We start from the raw sequence: 24652 nt of genomic DNA on the forward strand, positions 1-24652 counted from the left end.
GTGGCTACCACAGCGAAGCCGAATAGATCACGGATCGCGCCTCGGCCGGTCCGTACGCCAACTCGCGAAGCAACGCGGCCACTCCTTCAGCCGGATCGATCATCGCGATCCCCCGCCGCCGATAGTCCCGCGCCAGTGTCTCGGACACCATGCCGCCGTGCTCCGGCGCCGGAGCCCACGGTCCCCAGTGGACGGTCAGCACGCCGATTCCGTATCGCTGCGACCATCGCGCGCCGATCGCCTCCAGCGCGTCGTTGGCGGCCGCGTAGTCCGTCTGGCCGCGATTGCCGAGAACCGCCGAGATGCTGCCGAAAAGCGCTACGAACGACGGCCGCAGATCAAGCTCGGCCACGGCGTCGAGCACCGCGTTGGCGCCGTCGACCTTCGTGCCGAAAACCGTGTGGAACGACTCGTCGTCCTTGTCCGTCATCAACCGGTCGTCGATCACGCCAGCGGCGTAGACGATTCCGTCCAGCCGGCCGTGTTTTGTGTGGACATCCTTGACGAGTTGGCCAACTGCCTCACGGTCACGCACGTCCACGCAGTGATAGTCGACGCGGCTTCCGGCGGCTTCGGCGTCGGCGATCGTACGCCGGATTTCGCGCTGAGCAAGAATCGTACGAATCCGCGCTTCGACCTCCGCGACCGGCAGCGCCTGACCGGCCAGCAGAATCCGGCGCAGTGACACCGCGTCCGGAGCGTCCCTGGTCTGCTCGCTTTCCGGCTCGGCCGGCCAGGCCGTACGTCCGGCCAAAGCCAACCGGCATTGGCCGGCGGTGGCCAACGAGGTCGCGACCGAGGCGGTGATGCCACGTGCTCCACCGACCAGCAGGATCACGGCTTCGCGGTCAAGTCCGAGCACGCTGGCCTCGGCACCGCCGGGACCGGCGCCGCCGTACGCGATCGGCGGCAGATCCTCAGCCTGCACTTTCCAGACCTGCCGGCTGTTGCGGGCATAGCTGACGACCGCGTCCGTGCTGGCGGCTTCGGCAACCACACGATCGGCGAGTGCGGTCTCGTCTTCGATCTCGACCAGTGTCGCGGCGAAATCCGGATTTTCCTGGCGTACGGCCCGGAACAGGCCGCGCAGACCGCCGGTCGCGGCATCCGGCTCAGCCGGTGCGACGACGACGACCCACTGCGTGCCTTGCCGAACGGCCTTACGCAGCACGGAAAACACGCTCGGCACGACCGATTCGTCGGTCGCGGCCAACGGCGTCAGGCAGACCAACGCGTCCGCCTGTGTGCCGTCGTCGATGGCCGCTCCTCGGCCGGCGAAGTCGGCCGATAGGGCGTCGTACAAGGCGGTCTGCTCCGAGGTGTGCACGATTCCGATGCGTACGCCGGACAGCTCGGTTTCTGCCAGCGGCGACGAGATTTCGGCCGCGCGCAGGACATAACGACTCGGTGCGGATCCCAGCGGCTGCCCTGTGTCGCCCTGGTCCAGTCGATCGCGGATCGCGCCGGCCGTACGACAACGGCTCAGCTCCTCCAGGCCGTCGTCACCGGCCTGCTCACGGCGACCGAGCCGGTCCAGCAGCATGCCGGCGATTTCGGTGCGCTTGATGGAATCCACCGACAGGTCGGCCTCCAGATCCAGGCCCGGCTCGATCATCGCGGCGGGATAACCGGTGCGCTCGCTGATCACCTCGACCACCGCCGCCAGCGTGTCCTGCTCCTGTTGCCGCGGCGGCGGCTGATCGCTCTGGACAGGTTCGGGCTCTTCGATGACGACAGGTGCGGGCAGTGCGACCTGCGCCGCTGGTTGGCCGAGATAGCCGAGCATGACCTGTTTCTGCGCATCGATCAGCTCGCGGCTGGTCCGCAGGAAATCGGCCACGACCGCATCGCGCTGGCTCTGGTCGGGCACACTTCGCATCGCTGACCTCGTCATCTCGTCGGCCGGCGACAAGCCGCCAGGCACCGCCCCGTCGGCCGTACGCACCAGCCGACCGTCGACCGTCCAGGCCGGCCGCTTGGCCGGACGACCGGTCGCGTCGGCGCAGCCCCGATCTTGGAAGAGCCAACCCGCGTCGATCCGGACGCCGGCCACGGCCAGCTCGCCGACCGCTTCCAGCAGGTCACGTACGCCGGTTTCGCGGCCACCGCAGGAAATCATCCGGTGCGGCCGGCCGGCCAGGATCTCCCCGACCAGCCCGGTCAGCACCCGGCCGGGTCCGGCCTCGACAAACGTACGAGCGCCGGCGGCGTACATTCCCTCGATCTGCTCGACAAACCGGACCGGCGCGCCGATCTGCGCGACCAGCTCGGCGGCCGGATCGCCGGTGTACGGCTCGGCCGTACGGTTGGACCACACCGGGATCTCCGGCGGCCGGATGTCCACTTTCTCCACCGAGCGCTGGAACGTCGATCCGGCACCGGCGAGCAACGGACTGTGGAACGCCGCCGCGACCGGCAGCCGCTTGGCCGCCACGGACCGCTCGCGGAGCGCGCCGACGGCCTGGTCGACCAGCGCGGTCGGCCCGGAGATGACCAGCTGCTGAGGAGAATTGTGGTTGGCCACCACGACGTCCTCGGCTACGCCGATCGCCGACAGCACTTCGGTGACGCGCGTAGGCTCCGCACGTACGGCCGCCATCGCGCCTGAGTCTTCTCCCAAAGCACCGGCGATCGCCTCCGCACGCGCGGCACTCAGCTTCAACAACGTCGCCGAGTCGTAGGAGCCGGCGCAGGCCAGAGCCACCAACTCGCCATAGCTGTGTCCAGCGGCGAAATCCGGTCGTACGCCGCACGACTCCAGCAGCTGGCAGTAGGCGAGATCGACGATCCCGAGCGCCGGCTGCGCTTTTCTGGTGTCGCGCAACGCATCCGCCTGAACCGTCGCCGCATCCGGACCGAACGGATGGAACGGAAACAGCTCCGGCGTCCACTCTCGACCGAGTTCCAGCAGCGAGCGCAGTCCAGGAAACGTCACGAAAAGCTCGGCGGCCATGCCGGTGCGCTGGCTGCCTTGGCCGGGAAACAGAAAGGCGACTTTCCCCGGATCTGCCTCTGGCGCGAGGACGTCCGCGGTTTTCAGCTTCGCGATCAGCTCGTCGTGGTCGGCGCAGACGAACGCCAGCCGCGGTCGACCCGTCACCCAGCCGGCCGCCGTCGCGGCCAGGTCGCGCAGCCGCCAGTCGCCACTTTCGGCCAGCGGCAACAGTTTCCGGACCGCGTCCAGACCGCCGATCAGGAACAGCTCGGCCGGCCATCGCGCCGGACCGAAGCCACCCGCCGGTCCCGCGTCGGACAGGACCGCGTGGAAGTTCGTGCCACCGAAGCCAAAAGCACTGACTCCGGCCGACCGTTGCGCGGCTGGCCAGGGAAGTGGCGTGGTGGTGAAGCCAAACGGACTCGTCACCGCTTCCCAGGCCGGATTGGGCTCGGTCAGCTGAGCCGTCGGCGGAAGCGTGCCGTCGCGTACGGCCAGTGCCGCCTTGACAACTCCGGCCAGACCGGCGGCACATTTGGCGTGTCCGATCTGGCTTTTCACCGAGCCGAGGGCACAACTTCCTGGCTCCAGACCGGTGAAGAAGCCGGAGAGCGTCGACAGTTCGGTACGATCGCCGACGACCGTGCCGGTGCCGTGCGCTTCCAGCATTCCGATCTCAGACGGCGAAACACCGGCCTGCTCGTACGCGCGTCGCAACGCACGCCGCTGTCCTTCCGGCCGCGGCGCGGTCAGGCCGAGCGACCTGCCGTCGCTGCCTTTGCCGATTCCTTTGACCACCGCGTAAATCCGGTCGCCGTCGCGGCGCGCGTCGGACAACCGCTTGAGGACGAGGCAGGCGACGCCCTCGGCCAGGGCGATGCCGTCGGCCTTCGCGTCGAACGGCCGGCATTGGCCGGTGGCCGACAACGCGCCGGCTGAGGCGAAAAGAAGATAGTCGTTGATGCCGTTGTGCAGATCGACCGCGCCACACAACATCAGGTCGGCAGACCCGGACACCAGCTCGCCGCAAGCAGCGTCGAGCGCGGCCAACGAAGACGCGCATGCGGCATCGACGGTGAAGTTCGCACCGCCGAGGTCGAGCCGGTTCGCGATCCGGCCGGAGATGACGTTTGCCAACGTCCCTGGGAAAAAGTCCTCGGTCAATGGTGGCAGCTGGCTGGCCAGCTCGGCCGGCAGATCGCCGAGCAGGCTCGGCAGCAACGCGCGTACGGTGCCGGCGTTCGCGAGGTCACCGCCTGCCTCCGCACCGAAAATCACCCCGGCGCGCTCGCGATCGAAGCCACCGCCGGCATATCCGGCGTCGACCAACGCGCGGTGCGCCACCTCCAGCGAAAGCAGCTGCGCCGGGTCGATGCTGCCCAGCGACGCCGGCGGAATGCCATATGCCAGCGGGTCGAAGGCGATCGGCGGCAGGAAGCCGCCCCATTTGGACGGCGTACGGTCGGCCTCGTCCCCGTGATAAAGGGCGTGATCCCAACGATCTGCGGGCACCTCGGTGACCGCGTCGACGCCGCCGAGGATGTTGCTCCAATACGTCTCCAGATCCGGCGCTCCGGGAAAGACACACGCCATTCCGACGATGGCGATGTCCAGCGGCCGGCACTGCGGCTCGCTGGCCGGCCGGTCACAACTCAACAGGTCGGCGGCGCCGGCCGTGACCTCACGGTGCAGCTCGGCGATCGTCGTGACGCCGTCCCGAAGAACGGCCACCTGTCCGGCCATGAACATGCCGGACTCCAGCTGCACGTCCGCGGACACCGGCTCCAGCTCCCTGCCATGACGCCGGATTCCCTTGCTGGCGATCCGAAGCCGGCCGGCGGTCAGCCGCTCCAGCCGCTGCCACAGCTCGCGCTCGGGCACTCCCTGCCGCTGCCATTCCGCGCGTACGCTGGCAAACTCCCCGACGTACGGACTCGGCACGCAGCGGGTGGCGTGACCTGGCGCGGTCTCGATCAGGGCGGTCTGTGTCGCCGCGACCATACGCTGCTGGAAGACCTCGCCGATCGCACCGGCGGTCACGGCCTCCGCGGTGAACAGATAAGCCGTCCCCATCAGCACACCGACGCCGACACCGTCCGCCGCCAATGGTGCCGCCATCGCGGACACCATCGCCGACGACCGCGCATCGTGAACGCCACCGGCGAAAAAGACTTCCAGTCCGTCGCCGGTGCCGTGCTCGGCGACGAACCGCTCCAGCACCGATATCTGCGTCTCCCACAGGGCCAAGCTGGATCGCGGTCCGACGTGTCCACCACATTCGGCGCCTTCGAACACAAATCGCCGCACGCCGGCGGCCAGAAACTGGTCCAGCAACACCGGTGACGGCACGTGGACGTATGTCGGAATGCCGTCGGCCTCCAACGTCTTCGCCATTCCGGGCCGTCCGCCGGCGATCAGTGCCGCACGCGGCCGCGCGGCGCGCACAACCGCCAACTGCTCGGCGCGCAGCTCCGGCGGCACGAACCCGAGCACGCCGACACCCCACGGCAGATCGCCGAGCTCCTCGGCCGTCCTGCGCAACAGATCCGCGGACTGCTCTGCCGTCGCCAGCGCCAAAGCGATGAACGGCATCGCGTCGTTTTCCGCGACAGCGCGAGCAAACGCCGGCTGATCGCTGACCCGCGTCATCGGCCCCTGCGCGACCGGCAGATCCACACCAAGTGACCGGCACAACGGGTCTCCAGCCGTCGCAACGAAAGTCTCGCGTCGCAACCGCCGGCGGACGTCGCGTATCGAGACCTCCGGATCCAGCACGACACCGGCCGCACCGACAGCGATCGCGCCGACCGCCGTGTGTGGCCCGGCGCAGCCTCCCGACCACACCGGAACGTCCATCTGCGACAACAGTTGTTGCAGCAGCACGAAACTCGACAGGCCGTCGCGTTCGCCGCCGCGGGCGATCACACCGTAGGCGCCGCCGGCCACGGCCTGCCGTGCCTCGTCCAATGTGGTCACTTCGACCAGGACACGCACCGGCAGCGCGGAAATCCGCCAGGACGAACCGGCCGGCAGGATGACGATCGCGCATTCACCGGCCAGCACGTGGTCAGGTCGCAGTGGAGAGTCGGCCGCAATGCGAACACCGTACGAGCCGGGCAGCACCTTGCCCAGACGTGCCATGCTCTCTCGTGCGGCCGAGACGGAGCCGTCCAGGTCGAGCGCCGGCAGGCCACCTTGTGCCGCCACCCCGATCGCGCGCGACACGTCCGATCCGCCGCACGGACACAGGCGGATCAGCGACCCTGCGGTTCTACGGTCAACGGACATGCGTCCTGCCTTCGACGGAAAGCGGGGAAATGGCGGCCGGTCGCGGCGCTTTTCCAGGGAAGCCCAACAACGCGGTGAATGCAAGGGGCGGCCCGGAATTGAGCGATAATTGAGGATGCCACAAGGCCGTGTTGACATCACCGGGCATTCTCCGCGGTGCCACGATTTCTGTGTTACGTTGGACAAACCTCGAGTTGTGGCGGCCGGGCACACACATTCCGGCGGCGAGAACACTCACCGCGGTGATATCTCAGAAACCTATGGAGCCGCCATGATTCTGACCGACCGGGTCGCGGTGGTCACCGGCGCCGGCCATGGCATCGGCGCGGCCATCGCGCGCCGGCTCGTCGTCGCCGGCGTAGGCGGCCTGGTGGTGTCGGACATCGATGGCGCCGCGGCGGAAGAAGTCGCCGCGTCCATCGTCGCCGACGGCGGCGCGGCAATCGCCGTGCGGTCCGACGCGTCGGTGAAGGCCGACCTGAAAGATCTGGTCGGCATCGCCGAAAAAACCTACGGTGGCCTGGACATTTTCTGTTCCAATGCCGGCCGCGCGTTCGGCACCGGCATCCAGGCGGCGGACACCCAGTGGACGAAATGCTGGGAACTCAACGTGTTGCAGCACGTCTACGCGGCACAGGCCGCCGTCCCCGGCATGCTCCGGCGCGGCGGCGGCTATCTGCTGATCACCGCCTCGGCCGCCGGTCTGCTCAGCGCACCCGGCGACGCGCCTTATTCCACCACGAAACACGCCGCCGTCGGGCTCGCCGAATGGCTCGCGATCACCTACCGGCCACGCGGCATCCGGGTCAGCGCGCTGTGCCCGCTCGGCGTACGCACCGACCTGCTGATGCCCGGCATCGCGGCCGGCCATCCGGCGGCCATGTCGATCGCCGCGGCCGGGCCGCTGTTGCGGCCGCAAGACGTTGCCGAGGCGACCATCCGCGGCCTGAACACCGAGGATTTCCTTATCCTGCCGCATCAGTCGGTCGCCTCCGACTACGCCATCAAGGCCGCCGACCCGGACCGCTGGATCGACCAGATGGCACAGCACGCCCGGTCGGCGACGCGGCCGACCATGCGAGAGCGGGAAAAGGCATGAGGTTTCGCCAGCTCGGCCACAGTGGACTGTCGGTCAGCGAGATATCGTACGGAAACTGGCTGACGCACGGTCTGCCGGAGTTCAAGGCATGCGTGCGCGCGGCGCTGCGCGCCGGGGTCAACACCTTCCACACCGCGCCAATGCTCGGCGACGGCCACGCCGACGAGATGCTGGCCGACGCACTGTCGTCCGCGGCTCGCGAAGACCTCGTGCTGTGCACCGGCGCGTACTGGCCGGAAACCCTCGGCCCCAACCGCGCCGGCCTCGGCCGCAAGCATCTCGTCGGCTCATTGGATGGATCCCTCCGCCGGCTCGGCACCGACTACGTCGACGTCTTCCAGCTTCTTCGCTATGACTACAAAACTCCGCTGGAGGAGACCTTCCTCGCGCTGTCCGACCTGGTCCAGCAGGGAAAAATCCTCTATGTCGGCACCTCGGAGTGGAATGCCGAGCAGCTGCAGGCCGCCGCTCACCTCGCGGCGGCGCTGCGGGTGCCGCTGGTGTCCAACCAGCCGCATTACTCGATGGTCTGGCGGGTGCCCGAGTCGCAGGTTTTCCCTCTCTGCCAACGACTCGGCATCGGACAGCTGGCCTGCGCTCCGCTCATCCAGGGCGTGGCAACCGGAAAGTACGCCGGCGGCGAGCGACCGGCCGGGTCGCGAGCGGCCAACCCGGCCACCTCGGCCGCCGTCGCACCACTGCTGTTCCCGGATCTCCTCGACCGGATCGGCCTGCTCGCCGGCGTCGCGCAAGCGGCAGGACTCACCCCGGCGCAGCTCGCCATCGCATGGGTTCTGCAGAACGAGACCGTGGCCAGCGCGGTGATCGGCGCGTCGACTCCCGAGCAGATCGAGGAAAACGCCGCCGCGTCCGGTGTCGAGCTGTCGCTCGACGTGCTGACCCAGATCGACGAGCTGCTGGGTCGTGTGGTCCAGACCGATCCGCGCATGACGTTTTCCCCGCCGCAGCACGCGTTCTGACCTCAGCAGTTCGAAGTGGCCGCCACGCCGGCGAAGCGGTCCTTGACGAACTGCGCGACATCCGCGTTTCCGGTGTAGACCAAGGTGATGTGATCGGTCGCGTACGTCTTCCACTGCACCTTCACGCCGGCCTTGCAGTACGTGTCGCGCAAAGCCGCCGCCTGACCGGGATCGACCAGGTCGTCCTGCGTGCCGTGGAAGTCGAAGACCGGCACCTTGATCGGCACCGCGCCGAGCTTGTTCTCCTGCAGCCTGGCCATCCATTCCGGTTTGAGAAACGGACTGCTCGTGCTGTAGTCGTTGAAATGCTTGTCGCGATATTGCGTGAGCAGCTCCAACACGCAGTCCTCGCGCGACATCTTGGCGAACTCGGCCTTGCCCGCGTCGGTCAGATAGGACGACAGTTTCAGCTCCGGATAGGCGTTGTCCAGGCCGATCAGGCCATACGCGAGCAGGCCGAAGCCCGGTTTTCCGTCCAACGGCAGGGTGACCTGCACCAGGTCGGCCGGTACGCCGCCGGCCGCGATGCCGACCAGGTTGAGCTCCGGCGCGTACGACGGCTGCAGCTGCCCGGCCCACATGGCCGCGCCACCGCCCTGCGAATAGCCGCGGATCGCGACCTTCGCGTTGGCGGAAAGTCCGGTCGCCGGCAGTCGCTGGCTCGCGCGTATCATGTCGATGACCGCCGCGCCCTCAGATTTTCCGGTGATGTAAGTGGTCCGTGGCGTGGGCTGGTAACCCTCGTAATCGGCCGCGACCACCGCATAGCCGCTGGCCAGCATGTCGTTGACCGCCGGCTGCTCGTAAAGCGCGCCGACCTGGATCATTTTCGAGGTGGCGCACCGAAACGCCGGCCCCTGCGTGCCGGCCGCGAAACTCACGATCGGCGCGGTCGCCGGGTTGACGCCGTCCGGCACGAGTACGGTGCCGGTCACCGCGTCCGGTTGCCCGAGCGCGTTGGTCGACAGATACATGATCTGCCAGGCGTGCACCTGATATTTCGGCGCGCCAGCGATGGACGGCCGCCACCGGATGACATCTCCCGGCGCGCCGGCCGGAAGCGGCGACGGTGGGACGTAGAAGTCGTCGGAAACGGTGGCGGCGGCCGACACCGGCGGCGCGCCGATCCCAACCGCCACCAGCAACAACACCAGCAGGAACTTCACCTCTTGCCTCCCGTAAAAGAAGAACCGGGATTCCGGCCACCCCGCCGTCATGGAGTGGCCGGAATCCCGCTGTGCTGGCAGCCGTTGCCAGCGGCCCGGTGCCTAGGCCCGCGAGTGCGCGTGCGGGGCTTTTCCGCCAAAACCCCGCCGCGGGTTGGACACCTGGTTGTTCGCGGCGCCGGCCGGCGTGACCTGCACGCTGATCGAGTTGTTCGGCCCGGCGGTGAAATAGCTGATGTAGTCGTTGAAACTGCCGCAACCCTGCAGCGGCGGGATGGTGTACGTGCCGGTCAGCTTGCCACCGTTCTGCACGCTGAAGTCAGGGCCGGAGACCATCGGGATGTCGGCCGGCGTCTTGGTCTGGCAGGTCGTCGAGTTGCTGACGATCGGGAAGCCGAAGAGCGCCACGTCGGTCAGCCGGATGGTTTCCCTGCTGTCGGAGTTGACCGTGTTGTTCTTGAACGTACCCGTCGTCTGGCCATCCGGGATCAGCTTCACCTTTGCCGTACCCGGCAGGAAGCCGAAAATCGTGAAGCTCGAGCTGGTGTCCGGCAGCGCCAGGTCACCGGCCAGGTTGCCGGACTGCAGGTCCACCTTGACTTTCAGCGTGCCGGGGCCGACTTTCACGTCCGATCCGAGCGCCTGGATGTGCGTCGAACCGGCCACCGCGTAGTTCAGGTCGAGCGAGCCGCCACCAGGAGGCGGCGACGACGCGGGTGGCGTCGAAGGTGAGGACGACGGAGACGACGACGGAGACGACGAAGGCGACGAGGATGGTGAGGACGACGGTGACGACGACGGCGAGGACGACGGTCCAGGTTGGACGGTGAACTTCGCCAATGTCGTGTCCTGACCGGAATCCACCGTGCACTTCGAGTCGAAGGTGCCAAGGCCGGTCGGCGTACCGTCGGATTTCTTCGGTGTCAACGTGGTCGTGTAGTCGCCTACCGTGATCGAGCTCGCGCCCGCGTTGGGGAAGGAAACCGACGGCGCCTTACCGGTCGCGTGCACGGTGAACGCCTTGCCGTCGGCCGGCACGTCCGTCTTCGGAATGCTCAGCACCGGCGAGATGTCCAGGCCGAGACCGGCGTTGTCCAGGTGCGCGTTGGCTTTCGCGCTGCCTTCGATCGTGGTGGCACCGACCAGGTTGAGGCCCTGCGTCGCGGTCGCCGGCACGGTCACGTCGGCGCTGATCGGGATTTCCGGCGTCGGCTGGTTGACCACGACCGAGTCCGGCAGCGTCACGGTGATCTTGGTGACCAGCGCCTGGTTGCCGATCAACGGAAACGGACAGGTGTAGTTGAGCGTCAGGCTGGAGTCGGCCGCCGAGCTCGCGGTCGCACCCGCGAAGCCGACGGTCGCCACCATGGCGGTGACGACTCCCGCGCCGGCCAGGATTCGGGGCAGCAACCCCAGTTGCGGTGTCACTTTCATCGCTGTGTCTCCAGGTGAGAAGAGGTGGAACGTCTCGACGGAAAATCGGAACGCGGTGAAAATCTCCCCTTTCCAGATCGGGGACATAGTGAATCGACAACGCCTCTTTCCCTTGTACGGCCCGGAAAAGTAACCGAGCGGAAATACCGGCGCCACCGCCAGGTAACGTACTCGCCGGTAAGTTGAGGTGGCAAGAATCACCGGCACAGTCGGCGCTCAGGAGCGATTTTCCGCACTCGCGACGTTTTTTGTTGTCACGTTCGGATGGATACGCGACGGCCCGGTTGGCACCGCAATGCACATCAATCCTGCATACATTCCACCGTCCGCCGGCGCACCGGCGACCAGCCGCCGAGTCGGCCGGCAAGCGTTTTCTTGTCACGTACGTGACAATCGCTGGCGTACGTTTTGTCCGCGAGCGGCCAAGAAGCGGCCAGAACGGCGCCCGGTATTCCGTTTCGTATGCCGATCTTGGTAGGCCGGCGCCGACGCAACGCCAAGATTTCTGGGATCCGGCCGGCAATACGAGGTGTCATCAGGCTCTTGACACTGAATCAGTGGCATCTTTATCGTTCGGTTCACAACTTCCGCCGATTTCGGACAAACCGCGTCGAGGGTGGGTCGCCATGACAGGTTTCTCGAACAGGGCCAGACCGGACAGTACGGACCGGCCTGCCGCCGGTCGTGCCGGTGCGGCCGGGGTTCGCGCTCGGCCGGCCAACCGGCGCAACGGAATCGCGCCGTACGGCAGCCGGGTCACGCACACCGAGCCGGGCTTTACTTCCGCCGGCCTGTGGTCGTCGCTGCCGCGCGAGCTCGGCAGTGTCTACCGGCCGTACGCTGACCGGATCGCGCGCGAGGTGTTGGCCGAGATCAAGCGGTCGGTGCCGGAGTACGCCGTCGACCTGACCGGCGGCTGTGTGGAGAAATACCTGACCGAGGCGGTGCGCGAGGCGATTCTTTACAGCATCGACAGCCTCGGTGGTTCGACCGCGCCGCGCGGCGCGTGGGCCGAGGTGTTCGTCCAACGTGGACGGATGGAATATCGCGAAGGCCGCACGATGGACGCGCTGCAGACGGCATATCGGGTCGGCGGCCGCGCGGCTTGGCGTACGGTCTCGGAAATCGCGCAGTCGATGGGGATCCCGGCGAAGATGACCTCGATCGCCGCGGAGGCGATTTTCGCCTTCGTCAACGACCTTTCCGCGCTGTCGCTGCAGGGATACGCGGCCGAGCAGGCGCGTACGGCCGGCGCGCTGGACCGCCGCCGGCGGCGGCTGGTCGAGCTGATCCTGTCGCAGCCAGCGGTTTCCGCGCAGGCGGTGGCGGATCTGGCCGACGGTGCACAGTGGACGATCCCGGAGCGCCTTGCCGTGGTGGCGCTGGAAAGACGCGACGGCGGCGTGGAACCGCCGGCGGTGCATTTCGACGAGGACGTGCTCGTCGACCTGGAAGGCAGCCAGCCGTGCGTCATCGCGGCCGACCCGGACACCGCGTTGCGGGACATCGCCGACGGCCTGCCAGGATGGCGCGCAGCCGTCGGACCGTCGGTGCCGTTCGCCGAAGCACCGGCGTCATTGCGCTGGGCCCGTCGTACGCTCAAAACCGCACGCCGTGGCCTGATTCCGGACTCCGGCCTGATCTGGTGCCGCGAACACCTGTCGACCCTGTGGCTGCTCGCTGACGAGGTGCTGGTCGACGAGTTGGCTCGGCGCGTGCTGCGGCCGATGGACGGCCTCACCACCAACCAGCGCAACCGGCTCAGCGAAACGCTGCTCGCCTGGCTGGAAACCCGTGGTGGCGCACCGGAAATCGCGCGTACGCTCAACGTACATCCGCAGACGGTGCGCTATCGGATGCACCAGATCGAGGCGCTGTTCGGCGACCGGCTGAACAGTCCGTCCGAGCGTTTCGACCTGCAGGTGGCGTTGTCGGCTCGCCGGTTGGTGCAGGACGACTGAACACCTGTCGCTGCCAAAGGCCATCCTCCGCGGCGAGGATGGCCTTTGTTCTACGTATGCGAGGAGGGTAAAACTCAAAAACGCCCGGCGCGGTTTCGCACCACCGTCACAAGTTTTCGGGTGAAAATCCGGCAACATTGTTGAGACTGGAAACCCGGCGGTAACATCGGCAGCCATTCAGGCGAACCATGAAACGGGTTGGCATGCCGAGAATCCGACGATTGGCCGGCGCGGTGGCGCTGACCGTTTTCCTGGCGATGTCCGCGAGCGGAGCGACCGCGCGCGCTGGCGAGGAGAAGCCGCCAGCGGCACCACAGGCCGGCTTGGCCGTCTCGTACTGGGTTGACGGGTTGTCCACCATCAACAAGCTCGACTCCTCCATCGTCGTCGGTCGCGGCCATTTCGACTCGATGGTCGACCTCGCCACCGGGAAAATCACCGGCGATCTGCACCTTCCACCGTCCAAGGGCCAGTTTCTGGCCTTCCGGTTCATGCCGGTCGGCGCGGTCACCGACTTCATCCCGGCCGGACCGTCCAGCGGCACCATCACCGCCGGCATCGTCGACATCACCAGCGAGGTCTATCTGCGTACGCGTGACGCCAACCAGAACGGCGTGCCGCTGGACCTCGGCGCGGAATGCGTCACCTCGACACCGGTCAAGATGCACATCCGCGGACCGCTCAACCTGCTCGGCAAAAGCGAGTTCGACACGACGTACGCGATCCCGCCTTTCGTCGGCTGTGGCGGAAAGGAAAACCTCGACCGGCTGCTGACCGCGATGATCTCCGGGCCGGACAACGCACTGCACCTGACGCTGACCTTCCGGTGCTCCGGCGTCAACTGCTCCTGATGGAGGAAGACATGAAGCTCAAGCCCATGCTGATCGGCGCCGCGGTCGTCGTCGTCCTCGCCGCGGCCACGACCGCTTTTGTGCTGGTACGCAACCACATCGAGGCGGAGAACCGTGCCGACGCTGCGGCCCGCGCCGCGGTTCTGGCCGCCGGCCGCAGCGGCATCGCGGCCATGACCACAGTGGACTATCGCGACATTCCCGGGCTGCGTAAGCGCTGGCTGGACGTATCGACTGGCAGTTTGCACGCGACAATCGCGAAAAGTGGCGACGTCCTCGCCAAACAGCTGCAGCTGGCGCAGGTCACGGTGTCCGGGACGGTCGCCACCGCCGAGGTTTCGTCGGTCGACCGCGAGACCGGCACGGCCGGCATGACCGCCTCGGTCGACATCGTGATGACCATGCACGGCCAGAAAGCGACCACCACCCGCAACAAGATCACCGCACTGCTGCAGCGTACGGCCAACGGCTGGAAACTCACGTCGATGACCGGAGGACCGTCTTTCTAGGGCCTGTCTCCATCGACCCAGCGTGCTCGACAGCTTGCACCTATCGTGGCCATCGGTGTGCCGCGCCAGACTCGTCGCCAAATCGCCGGCCAGTGCGAGCGGTCACGCTCACGGTGGACGGCTGGAAGCCAACCCATGGCGCGCCGTTCGTACGCCACCAGTCGAGCTGGCTCAACCGCGTACGCTCCGAACTCAACGCCGACGCGGTGATCCCCCTCCACCGTGACCGCGACCTGGCGCCCGTAAGAGCAGCGGTTGAGCGTTTTGCCAACGGCATCTCAGCCTCGAACGCTGATCTCGGTCTCGTCGGCGCCACTGGTTATGACACATACGATCCCGTGTTGCAATGCCATTAAGTTAAGGGAATTGCAACACACGTTCAACTCCACGCCTCAGCAGTCGGCATGTTTGAGACGAGGAACGCGTGTGCCCTCATGCCTTCAGCCTGGCATGGGGGCGAAGCTCCGTTCGCCGTCGCGCCGATACCCCATCGGCTCCCATAGCACCGTCGGAGCGTGGGAATGGTTGCTTGATGGGGCACGAGCAAGTCCCGCCGCTGCCTAACCTCGGGATTTCATCTGATGGCCGAAGACACGGTCTGAAACACGGAAGTGCCTGTCCAGGGCGGGAAGCTTGGGGTTGCGAAGTCTCAAGGCACCGCGTCTGGAAGGCAAGACACGAACCGGATCCACAACCGTGGATCACCGTGGTTATGTTGTCCACTCGGCTCACGCAGTACTACGACCGCCTCCGGCGCCCACCCGGCCAGCGACTCACTTCCCGAGGTCATCGGTTATAGAGCGCCCCGCGCCGGCAACAAGCTCCCGCAGATCACCGGGCCGGGGAGGGCCTCACCAGTTCCCGCCGCCACTGTCTGAACGTTCCGCACCCCATACGCCGGGGAGTTCCTCAGCGCCTGCACATCCAGGTCTTCAGCGCCTTCCATGGCCTTCACCCTGATTTCGGGGGCTCGGCACTCCCTCTACCCGCCCCAAAGGCAGGCCCCTAACGACGCCGCAGGTTTCGCGTCATGCCACGGACCACTCAGTCACTCCCCCGACAGGGCTTTCGACACGGGCTTCAACCCGACCGGTTTCCAGACCAAGCCGCCAGTCTGCTACCGGGCTTTCCTGACAGCTACCCGGACCGGACTCACACCGGCAAGCGACAACGAGCTGACGACCACAGATCACCTACACGTGGCAACCTCCAGTCTGCTGGTCGCACGAAAGATCGAGGCTAGTCGTCTCGTACACATCTGGGCTCAGTGACTTCCGCTGAAGACGAGATCCGCCAGAGCCACAGCGCCGCCACCAGACCACCGACGGACATCACCCATGGCACCCACTCGAAGCCAGCACCCGGCGCCAAGACCAGCGACGCCAGCGCGGCGCCGAGCACGGAATCCACGACGCGTACGACGAAAACCTCTCGCGACCGCTTCTGCGCCACCAGCTTGCTGACGTACGGCAACGTGGCGGCCCAGGTCGCCAGATAGCCGGACCAGCCGATGACGGCCAGCCACGGCAACGAAAACCTGCCGCCGGTCACCAGCCAGCCAAGCGGCCCCGAAAACGCGGCCGCGATCACACCGACCAGCACGACGACACCGACGAGCAGCCACACAGCGCGGTCGGCCAGCCTCTTGGAAGGTGTGGCGGCAGCGAATGTCGGCAGCAGAAAGCTTCCGGCACCGTTGACCACGGTTTGCGCCGGAGCAAGAAGCAATCGTGCGCCTTCCAGTGCGCCAACCGCCGCGAGTGAGCCAAAAGACGCCACCAGTACGCGCGCGAGCAGCAGCGACGCCGGCCGCAGCGTCGCCTGCGCGGACCGCCAGGTCGCGAAGCCGGCGACCGTACGAAGGCCGGTCAGGCCTGGCCGTACGACCAGAAACTCCTTGCGCGGCAGCTGAAACACCGCCACTGCGCTAGCCGCCACGGCACCGGCGGACATCGCGCCGAGAAAGCCGTCCACCGACCACGGCAGGACCCACACCACGGCGACCGACACGGCGAAATACGTCGCATCGTTGACGACGAGCCGGCCAAACTCCCGTCGCGCCATCAGCAGACGCCGGCCGGTCTCCTCGACCAGCCAGCAGCAGATCAGGATCCCCAGAAACCAGCCGTAAAACAGCACGCCGACCACCAGCCCGGCCAGACAGCCGCAGAAAAAACTCAACGACAACGCCGGTCGTACGGCCGGATCGAAGCGGTCGAGCACGGTCAGGCTGTCGCCGACCCAGCCGGTGTAGAGCGCGGTCGCGGCCACCAGAACGGCCGTACACAAGGCAAAACCGCCATAGCCGCCGGCCCCGAGCGTACGCGCCGCGAGCAGCTGCAGCACCAGGCTGGCCAAAGCGGTGATGCCCTGCGAGACAATCGCGTACGACGCGCGCCTCACGGCTGCGGCGCGGCGGCCCGCCGAGTCGGTCGCGCGGTGGCGCTGAAGGTGAAGACGTGGCCGACGACCGTCACCGAATAGAGGTCGAGCTGCTGGACCAGCCGGCGCAGCGGTCCGAGCGTGGTGCCGCGCCGAGTGACCACCAACGCGGCGCCGCAGTGCCGCGCCATCGCGGCCGCGTCCGGCGAGCTGACCAGCGGCGACGAGTCGACGATCACCAGGTCGTACTTGGTCCGCATCTCGACCAGCGCCTTGGCCATCGCGGCGGAGGAAAACAGGCTCGGCGTGTTGCCGTACGACCCGCCGGCCGGCATCAGCCACAGCGTGCTGTCGCCGCCGAGGTCGACCGAATACGTGCACTCGTCGACGGTGGCGTGCTGCGAGGCCAGCGCCGCCAGGCCGCGCCCCTCCCTGGCCAGGCCGAACAGCTCGGAAAGCCGCTGCACGCGCAGGTCGCCGTCGACGATCAGCACGCGCGCACCGTCACGCGCCGCAGCCGCGGCGAGGTGCAACGCGGTGGTCGTGCGCCCCTCGGCACGGGTCGCACCGGTGATCATCAGGACGCCGCCACCCATCGTCGCCTGCAGTCCAGAGGCCACCAGTTGGTAACTCTCCGAAGGCATGTTGGCGACATGGTCGAGCGTCACGGCCTCCGTGCGGGGCACCTCCGGCACCTCGCCGAGCAGCGGCGCGCCGATGATCGCGCCGGCGTCCTCGGCCGAGCGCGCTCGCCGGTCGCGGTCGGCGCGCAGCCAGGCCAGCGCGCCGGCGAGCAGCAGCCCGAGCGCCAGACCGACGGCCGCCTCGCGCAACGGCAGGCCGCCACCGGTCGCCGCGTCCGTGGTCGCCGGCGACACAAACGACACGCCACTGCCGAAAAGTGACGACGTCAGGCGGATGTTGTTCGCCTCGACGTCCAATTTGGACAGTGCTGCCGCCGCCGAGCTCTGGCCGGCGCGGTCCGCCGGCGTACGCGGCACGGCGGCGAGTTGCTCGACGACCTTGGCTCTGGTGGCGGCCACCGCGGCCAGCGCCGAGTCGGTCGCCGCGGCGACGTCCTGCTTGGTTTCGTCCTGGTAGGCCTGCACCACGGCGTTGGCGACGCGCACCGCCTGCGCCGCGCCGTACGCCGTCGCGGTCACCACGATCGCCTCGCCGCTGTCACTCGCGGTAGCGGTGACGTTGGTCCGCAGGTCGGCCGCGGACGTGTCCTTGAGAAGCTTCGCGGCCTGCTGGAGGACGCGGTCGGAGGTCGCGTAGATCGCGCGCTGCTTCACATAGCGTACGAACGCGGCCTCGCTGTTGATCGTCACGCCGATGACGTTGTCCTGCGCCGGCGTCGCGAGCGCCATCTCCGCCTTCGCGGTCGACTCGCCTTTCAGCACGAAGGTGGCGACGACGCTGAGCAGCACGACGAACAGGACGATGGCCGCGGAGGTGGCCCGATAGCGCCACAGCGCCTCCAGGATCCCCGGCGCGGATCGGTCATCCATGCACTCAGGTTACTGCCGGCGCGAGCGCGAAACGGCGGAACGGACGAATTCATGGTTTACGCTTTTGCGATGCGGCGGCTGATTGTGACCGGCGTCGTGGCCATCGTGGCGGTGGTCGCGGCGGTGGTAGGCGTACGGCTTTTCTGGACCGACCAGCCCGGCGCGATGAGCTCGGAAAACGGTGACCCGCCGGCGGCCGACCAGGCACGCACCGACCGCGCGAACGCCGTTTCGGCGAGCATTCCGGTCACGCATTATCCTGTCCCGGCGGACAGCGTTTTCGTGGCACCCGGCGGCGATGACAACGCGGCCGGCAGCAAAACCTCGCCATTGCGTACGGTCGGGGCCGCGCTGCGCAAGGTCTCCGCCGGCGGCACTGTCGTGCTGCGCGCCGGTGTTTACCGCGAAACGGTCGGCGGAGTGTCGCGGCCGTTCGTGCTGCAGCCCTATCCCGGCGAACAGGCCTGGTTGTCCGGCGCTGACGTCGTACGGGGTTGGACCGCGGACGGCTCCGCGTGGCGACACGACGGCTGGAACATCACTTTGTGCCACACCTGTTTCCTGCCGGAGATCGTCGACCCGGCCGATCCGCTGGCTGGCTGGCCAGACATGGTTTTTCTGGACGGTCGGGCATTGCGGCAGGTGCCCAGCCGGTCGGCCGTACGCGCCGGCACGTTTTTCGTTGACCCGGACCGGCATGCGCTCTACGTCGGCACGTCGCCAGACGGCCACGCGGTCGAGTCGGCCACCCGGCCGCAGTTCATGGTGCTCAATCCCGGAGCGACCGGCACAGTGATCCGCGGCATCGGCTTCCGGCATTTCGCGTCCAACCAGGAATATTCCGATCGTCCAGCGATGGTGTCGGTGAACGCACGGCACGTGACGTTCGAGAAGGACGCGTTCGTCGAGTCGGCTTCGACCGGCATTCTGGTCGGCCAACCCGAGGCAACCGTCACCGGCAGCGTCTTCGTGCGCAACGGTCTGGTCGGTCTGCTGGCCAACCGCGCCGACGGCATCCGGATCGTCGGGAACACCGTCATCGGCAACAACGCCGAGCATTTCGCGCTGAGCGGTCAGGCCGTCGGCGCGGCCGGCATCAAGATCACCCGTACGAAACGGCCGTATGTCGCGGAAAACGTGTTCCGCGACAACAATGCCAACGGCTGGTGGTGCGACCTGGGCTGCAGCGACGCGGTGGTGATCGGCAACCTGTCCGCCGGCAACCGTGGCAGCGGACTGTTCTACGAGGTGTCCACGCGCGCGCTGATCGCCTCCAACGTGATGTCCGGAAACAGCAGGCTCGGTCTGAAAATTTCCAGCGCCGACAACGTACGCGTCGTCAACAACACGTTCGTCGGCACGCAGCTCGGCGTCTACAACGACCCGCGCGACTCCGACTCCGACGCGTACTCGTCCGGCCAGCCATGGGTCAGCACCGACACCCGGCTGCTCAACAACCTGATGGTCGGCGGCGGCACCTTCATCGACACCGCCGACTACAAGGACCCGCCGCGGATGGACGCCGGCAGGATGATCGTGCAAAGCGACGGCGGTGTTTACGCGCGTACGGACACCTCTGGCGTCCTGGTGTCGTGGTGGCTGTCACCGTCCAATGTGGACACCTACGGCTCGGTGGCGGCGTGGCGGTCGGCCACCGGCCGCGAGCCACACGGCATCGAGACGACATCGTCGGCCAACGCGCTTTTCGTCAATCCGTCCGGGTACGATTTCCGGCTCCGTCCAGGCATTCCTGCCGCCGACGGTGGACAGCCGCTGCCGGCCGACATCGCCGGCATTCTCGGCGTGTCCGTCGACAGCTCACCGGCTCGCGGTGCGCTGGCCGGCGCCGGCGTCAGCTGACCACCACCGACGCGGAGTTCGGCGTGGATCGCGCGTTGCCAAACGGATCCACCGCGCGTACGCGGTAATAGTGTGACGAGCCGGTGACAAGTCCACTGTCGGTGAACGAAACCGACGGCAGAGTCCAGAAGTTCGACGCGACCGTGGTCGTGTGGACCGAAGTCGCCGCGTTGTCACGGACCACCCCGTAGCGGAGGTTGGCGTTGTCCCTGTCCCAGGTCGTCTTCCAGGTCACCTTCAGCTTTCCGCCGCCGGCCTCCGTGACGGTCGGCGCGGCATAAGGCACCTCGGCCGGATCGACGTCCGGCGCGACCGAGGTCGGCGCGAACCGCGTCAGACCCTGTTGCGCCACCCCGCCGACCTGGGTGAACTCGCCGCCGACCCAGAGATAGCTGTTGTCGTTGGCCATAGCCCACGGACCCTGCTTGTAGTACGAGTCGGCCGGTCCGTAGTTGATCTGCGGAAACCAGTGCAGTAGCTGGTTTTTGGCGGCTCCGCCGGAACTCGCGGTCTCGGCGAGCAGTCGCTGGTAGGTCGCCGGACTGGTCTGCGGCCAGCCACCCATCGAACTGCAGTCATGTGCGTGCGATCCGCTGTAGACAACGCCGTTTTGCACGGCGACCGTCGTGGTCGCGCCGAGACACGTGTCTTTCCACAGCAGATTGCCGGTGTTCGTGTCGACCGCCAGCCGGCCGTCGAAGACACCGCCGCCTTCGCCATACGCTCCGGCGTACACGGTCGGCCCGGAGACCGCCAGGCTGGTGACACCGGAATAGCGCGTGCCGACGCGCGCCGGAATCGGCCGGCTGTTCCACTGCGTCAGCGCTCCGTTTCCGGTCGCGCTCACCGCGCCGATGGCGTTTTCGGTGCTGCCGTTGAGATGATCGAAGTCGCCGCCGACGATGACGCGAGTGCCGTCGGAGCTGAGCGCCAACGAGCGTACGGGACCGCCGCGGAAATCGGCTCCAGCGCGCCTGTCGACAGATTCACACCGGCGAACCTGCTCCGCGACTGGCCGTCCACCGCGGTGAAATCGCCACCGAAATAGACGACGTTGCCGTCAGGCGACGCACCGACACCGAAAACCGCCTCACAGAGCCAGCGGTTGGTGCCGACCGACTCGCATTCCGCACCTGGATTGGAGGTCGAGGTGTACGTCGTACCCGTGACGGTGTGGTGGAAGGACGTCGGCGCGCCGGTCGCGATGTTCAGCGCGGCGAGATTTTTGTGCGCCTGCTGGCCAGAGCCACCCGGTGCGGCGCCCGGCGGTCGCAGGTTGTTGAAGTTTCCACCGGCCACGATGGTGTCGCCGGCACGCGCGAGAGACCACACGATGCCGTCGGCCTGCCAGGTGGACAGCGGATCGGCGGTGACCGTCGCCGGCTGGCCGGCCGGTGGCGCGGTGTCGGCGACGGCCGGCGCGGCGACCGCGATCCCCGCCAAAAGCACCGAAACAGCGACAAGGCGACCCAGCGTACGCGACATTCGTGGCTTTCTGCCTGGAAAAGTTCGCCGACCGCGTCACGCTAACCGGCGCGCCGATCTGGACGAATAGGCTGTTCGTCCAGATCGGCCTCGACCCCGCGGCCGGTCATCGGCATATCGCGTAGAATGCGGCGGATGACGACGAGGACGGCGCGGGCCAGGAGCTGGGCTCTTGCCGTGCTGCTCGCCGTCGTCGCCTCCTTCGCCGTTGGCGGCTTCCAGGCTTCACGTACGGTGCCGGCGGCGGTGTCCGTGGCGGCGAGCCACGCGACATACGAGGCGACCGCGCCGCAACGCGCGATCGGGCCGGTGCACACACCGCCGGCGCACGAGATTTTGCCGTACGCCATCGCGAGCACACCGGCGACCGTCGATCCACCGTCATGGCAGCAGACCCGGCTCACCATTGTGGAGCCACCGAAAACCGCCGAGCGGCTTCCCGGCACCGGCGTACGCGCACCACCTTTCCGGTAGCAGACCGCATCTTTCCTCACCTGGCCCCGGCCAGGACTTCTGCCGTGAAGGAAACCCTTTCCATGCCGCGTACATCCGCGCGGCGAGACCTGATCTGGCGTGCTCTGCTGTCGCTGATCGTGCTCGCCGCCTCTGCCTATCTGCTGTTGACCACGGTGCCTCGCCTCGGCCTCGACCTGCGCGGCGGCACCCAGATCGTGTTGGACGCACACGATTCTCCGACCGCCAAAGCCGACGCGGCCGCCACCGACCGCACGATCGAGGTGCTGCGCCGGCGGATCGACGCGCTCGGTGTGAGCGAGCCGACCTTGGCTCGCAGCGGCGAAAAACGCATCGTCGTCGAGCTGCCCGGCGTGCAGGATCCGGCCGAGGCCGTCCGGGTCATCGGCCGTACGGCCAAGCTCAGCTTCCATTCCGTCGCCGGTGTCGCCGGCCAGACGCGTGACGAGTCCGGTCAGCCGCTGCAACTCGGACCGGCCGCGCTGAGCGGCGACGGCGTCGAGTCGGCACAGGCCGGCTCCGATCCGCAGGTCGGTCCCGGCTGGTTCGTGAACGTCGAGTTCAAGGCACATGCCGGCCAGTCGTGGGAAAAGCTCACCGCTCAGGCCGCCTGTGCCGAGTCCGGCGATCCGCGGCGACGCGTCGCGATCGTGCTTGACGGCAAGGTGATCTCGTCGCCGCAGGTCGACGAGAAAGTCGGCTGCGGCACCGGGATGATCGGCGGGAAAACCACGATCACCGGCCGGTTCACCGCGGAAGAAGCACAAAACCTCGCGCTGCTGATCAATGCGGGAGCACTGCCGTTGCCGGTGCAGATCGTCGAGCAGCGTACGATCGGACCGACGCTCGGCGCCGAAGCGATCGATGCCAGCGCACAGGCCGCGGTGATCGGCCTGGCGTTGACGGCGATATTCCTGATCGTCGTCTACTGGGCCGCCGGTGCGATCGCGGTCGTCTCACTTCTGGGATATGCGGCCGTTTCGTACGCCGCGTTGCTCGCGATCGGCGCGACACTCACGTTGCCGGGCCTGGCCGGATTCGTGCTGGCGATCGGAATGGCGGTCGACGCGACCGTACTTGTCTTTGAGAGAGCCAGAGAAGAACGACTGTTGCGCGGCGTCGCATTGCACGCCGCGATCGACCGTGGTTTCCGCGGTGCGATGTCGGCGATCATCGACTCCAACGTCACCACTCTGCTCGCCGCCGGCCTGCTGTTCTGGCTCGCGTCCGGACCGGTACGCGGTTTCGGTGTCACGCTGACCATCGGCGTGCTCGCGTCGCTGTTCACCTCGCTGGTGCTGACCAGGCTGCTGCTCCGGATCGCCCTGCGGGGACCGGAAAAACTGAGCGGCCTGAGTCATGAGGGCGGCGTGCGGCGGTGGGTCAATCGGCGCAACCCGAATTTCCTGGCGCATCCACGCAAATGGCTGATCGGCGCCGGCGTCGCGCTCTGCCTGGCGCTGACCGGGCTGGTCGTGCAGGGACCCAACTTCGGCGTCGAGTTCACCGGCGGCCGGGTGCTGGAATATCAGACGGCGACCAAGACCGAGGTCGAGCGCGTCCGTACGGCCGTATCGTCGGCCGGTTTTCCGCGCGCTGTGGTGCAAACCTCCGGCGACGACAAGATCTCGGTGCGGACCGAGCCGGTCGACCAGCAGCAGGCGACGCGGATCCGCGCTGCCATCGAGAAAGTCGCCGGCAAGGCGACCCAGGTCAGGGACGACAAGATCGGCCCGAGCCTCGGTGAGGAGTTGCGTACGAGTGCCGTGATCGCACTCTGCCTCGCCGTCGCCGCGCAGCTGGTGTATTTGGCCGTACGCTTCGACTGGCGGCTCGGCCTGGCCAGTGTGATCGCGATGACGCAGGACGCGCTGCTCGTCATCGGCGTTTTCGCCTGGCTCGGCAAAAGTTTCGACGGCGTGTTCCTGGCCGCGCTGCTCACCGTGATCGGCTATTCGGTGAACGACACGGTCGTCGTCTTCGACCGCGTACGCGAGATCCGGCAACGAAAACGCCGCCAGCCGTTCGCCGAGACGGTCGGCAGCGCGGTGCTGCAGACCCTGCCGCGTACGGTCAACACCGGCATCGGTGTCATCTTCGTGCTCGGTGCGTTGTTGGTCCTTGGCGACGGATCGCTGTCGGACTTCGCGTTGGCATTGTTGCTGGGGTTGATCGTGGGGACCGCCTCGACGGTCGTGACGGCCGGTCCGATCGCGATCGTCCTGGATCGTCACCGCAAACCGTCGGCCGTACGCACCAAACCCCAGCCTCGGCGGCGAGGCGCCGTCGTCTGAGCCGGACAACCGTCACCCCGCGACGACACCTGCGGGATGTCCGTTGCCACAAGATCAACATACGACCAACGCACCAGAAGAGGCCGCAATACGAGATGACTGTTCACATTCTGGGACGACATCTGGTCAGACACATGTCGCGGTTGTCTGTGTTGCTGATGTGACCCATGTGGTGGCGATCCGGCTGCCTGAGGCCTGTATAGGTTCCTCGCTATGTCCGATTGCGACGCTGTTGCTCTTCTGTACCGCTACACAAGCCAACAAAGCCGCAATCGGACATAGCTGAGGACCGACGCATCCGATTATCGGACAGAAAGGCCGAGAAGCAGCCTCTGGAGTCACACCAACCTCACCCACACCCACGAAATGCGTGAAACCAGAACCAATCCCACATCATGACACAGCGGCCCGCCCCCACAT

Annotated in this window: 16 protein-coding genes; 9 read left to right on the top strand and 7 right to left on the bottom strand. The window is 67.2% G+C overall.

Going from position 1 to position 24652, the window contains the following annotated elements:
• Nucleotides 1-4 precede the first annotated feature (4 nt).
• Entirely contained in the window at nt 5-6160 is a 6156-nt protein-coding gene (locus tag GNX95_RS32560) for a type I polyketide synthase (RefSeq protein WP_222854089.1), read from the bottom strand.
• Between the two features lie 334 nt (nt 6161-6494).
• On the opposite strand from GNX95_RS32560, the gene GNX95_RS32565 reads away from it, so the two are divergent.
• Nucleotides 6495-7322 (top strand): SDR family oxidoreductase, encoded by an 828-nt coding sequence (locus tag GNX95_RS32565; RefSeq protein WP_163511490.1) that lies wholly within the window; start codon nt 6495-6497, stop codon nt 7320-7322.
• Entirely contained in the window at nt 7319-8302 is a 984-nt protein-coding gene (locus GNX95_RS32570) for an aldo/keto reductase (protein ID WP_163511491.1), read from the top strand. Before GNX95_RS32565 ends, GNX95_RS32570 begins: the two co-directional genes overlap by 4 nt.
• 2 nt (nt 8303-8304) lie before the next feature.
• Here GNX95_RS32570 and GNX95_RS32575 read toward each other — a convergent pair whose 3' ends face one another.
• Both GNX95_RS32575 and GNX95_RS32580 read right to left on the bottom strand, forming a co-directional pair.
• Nucleotides 8305-9468 carry a lipase family protein gene (locus tag GNX95_RS32575; RefSeq protein ID WP_222854090.1) on the bottom strand — a complete coding sequence of 388 codons (1164 nt, stop codon included), beginning with the start codon at nt 9466-9468 and terminating at the stop codon, nt 8305-8307.
• Between the two features lie 102 nt (nt 9469-9570).
• Entirely contained in the window at nt 9571-10902 is a 1332-nt protein-coding gene (locus GNX95_RS32580) for a DUF6801 domain-containing protein (RefSeq protein ID WP_163511493.1), read from the bottom strand.
• 626 nt (nt 10903-11528) lie between these two features.
• Between GNX95_RS32580 and GNX95_RS32585 the strand changes: the two genes are divergently transcribed.
• From GNX95_RS32585 to GNX95_RS32600, 4 genes are all read left to right on the top strand, one after another.
• On the top strand, nt 11529-12863 hold the full coding sequence (locus GNX95_RS32585) for a PucR family transcriptional regulator (protein ID WP_163511494.1): 1335 nt from the start codon (nt 11529-11531) through the stop codon (nt 12861-12863).
• A gap of 203 nt (nt 12864-13066) precedes the next feature.
• A complete protein-coding gene (locus GNX95_RS32590) occupies nt 13067-13714 on the top strand; it encodes a hypothetical protein (RefSeq protein WP_163511495.1) in 648 nt (215 codons plus the stop codon).
• 11 nt (nt 13715-13725) lie between these two features.
• A complete protein-coding gene (locus GNX95_RS32595; protein ID WP_163511496.1) occupies nt 13726-14223 on the top strand; it encodes a hypothetical protein in 498 nt (165 codons plus the stop codon).
• Nucleotides 14224-14336: 113 nt separating this feature from the next.
• Nucleotides 14337-14579, top strand: coding sequence for a hypothetical protein (locus GNX95_RS32600; RefSeq protein WP_163511497.1), 243 nt, complete (start codon nt 14337-14339; stop codon nt 14577-14579).
• A gap of 883 nt (nt 14580-15462) precedes the next feature.
• Here the strand turns inward: GNX95_RS32600 and GNX95_RS32605 are convergent.
• Together GNX95_RS32605 and GNX95_RS32610 are read right to left on the bottom strand one after the other, a co-directional pair.
• Complete coding sequence (locus GNX95_RS32605) at nt 15463-16626, bottom strand: lipopolysaccharide biosynthesis protein (protein WP_222854091.1); 1164 nt, start codon at nt 16624-16626, stop codon at nt 15463-15465.
• Entirely contained in the window at nt 16623-18119 is a 1497-nt protein-coding gene (locus GNX95_RS32610; RefSeq protein ID WP_163511498.1) for a polysaccharide biosynthesis tyrosine autokinase, read from the bottom strand. Before GNX95_RS32610 ends, GNX95_RS32605 begins: the two co-directional genes overlap by 4 nt.
• 69 nt (nt 18120-18188) lie before the next feature.
• Between GNX95_RS32610 and GNX95_RS32615 the strand changes: the two genes are divergently transcribed.
• On the top strand, nt 18189-19979 hold the full coding sequence (locus GNX95_RS32615; protein WP_163511499.1) for a NosD domain-containing protein: 1791 nt from the start codon (nt 18189-18191) through the stop codon (nt 19977-19979).
• Here GNX95_RS32615 and GNX95_RS32620 read toward each other — a convergent pair.
• Both GNX95_RS32620 and GNX95_RS32625 read right to left on the bottom strand, forming a co-directional pair.
• Nucleotides 19972-20913 (bottom strand): hypothetical protein, encoded by a 942-nt coding sequence (locus tag GNX95_RS32620; protein WP_163511500.1) that lies wholly within the window; start codon nt 20911-20913, stop codon nt 19972-19974. The two genes, GNX95_RS32615 and GNX95_RS32620, sit on opposite strands and share 8 nt — an antisense overlap.
• A complete protein-coding gene (locus GNX95_RS32625; protein WP_163511501.1) occupies nt 20823-21464 on the bottom strand; it encodes a hypothetical protein in 642 nt (213 codons plus the stop codon). Before GNX95_RS32625 ends, GNX95_RS32620 begins: the two co-directional genes overlap by 91 nt.
• 135 nt (nt 21465-21599) lie before the next feature.
• Between GNX95_RS32625 and GNX95_RS32630 the strand changes: the two genes are divergently transcribed.
• Nucleotides 21600-21938 (top strand): hypothetical protein, encoded by a 339-nt coding sequence (locus GNX95_RS32630; RefSeq protein ID WP_163511502.1) that lies wholly within the window; start codon nt 21600-21602, stop codon nt 21936-21938.
• Between the two features lie 62 nt (nt 21939-22000).
• Nucleotides 22001-24232: a protein translocase subunit SecD gene (secD, locus tag GNX95_RS32635; RefSeq protein WP_163511503.1), complete on the top strand. Its 2232-nt coding sequence runs from the start codon at nt 22001-22003 to the stop codon at nt 24230-24232.
• Nucleotides 24233-24652 lie beyond the last annotated feature (420 nt).

This window comes from Fodinicola acaciae, from assembly GCF_010993745.1.
Lineage (GTDB): Bacteria > Actinomycetota > Actinomycetes > Mycobacteriales > HKI-0501 > Fodinicola > Fodinicola acaciae.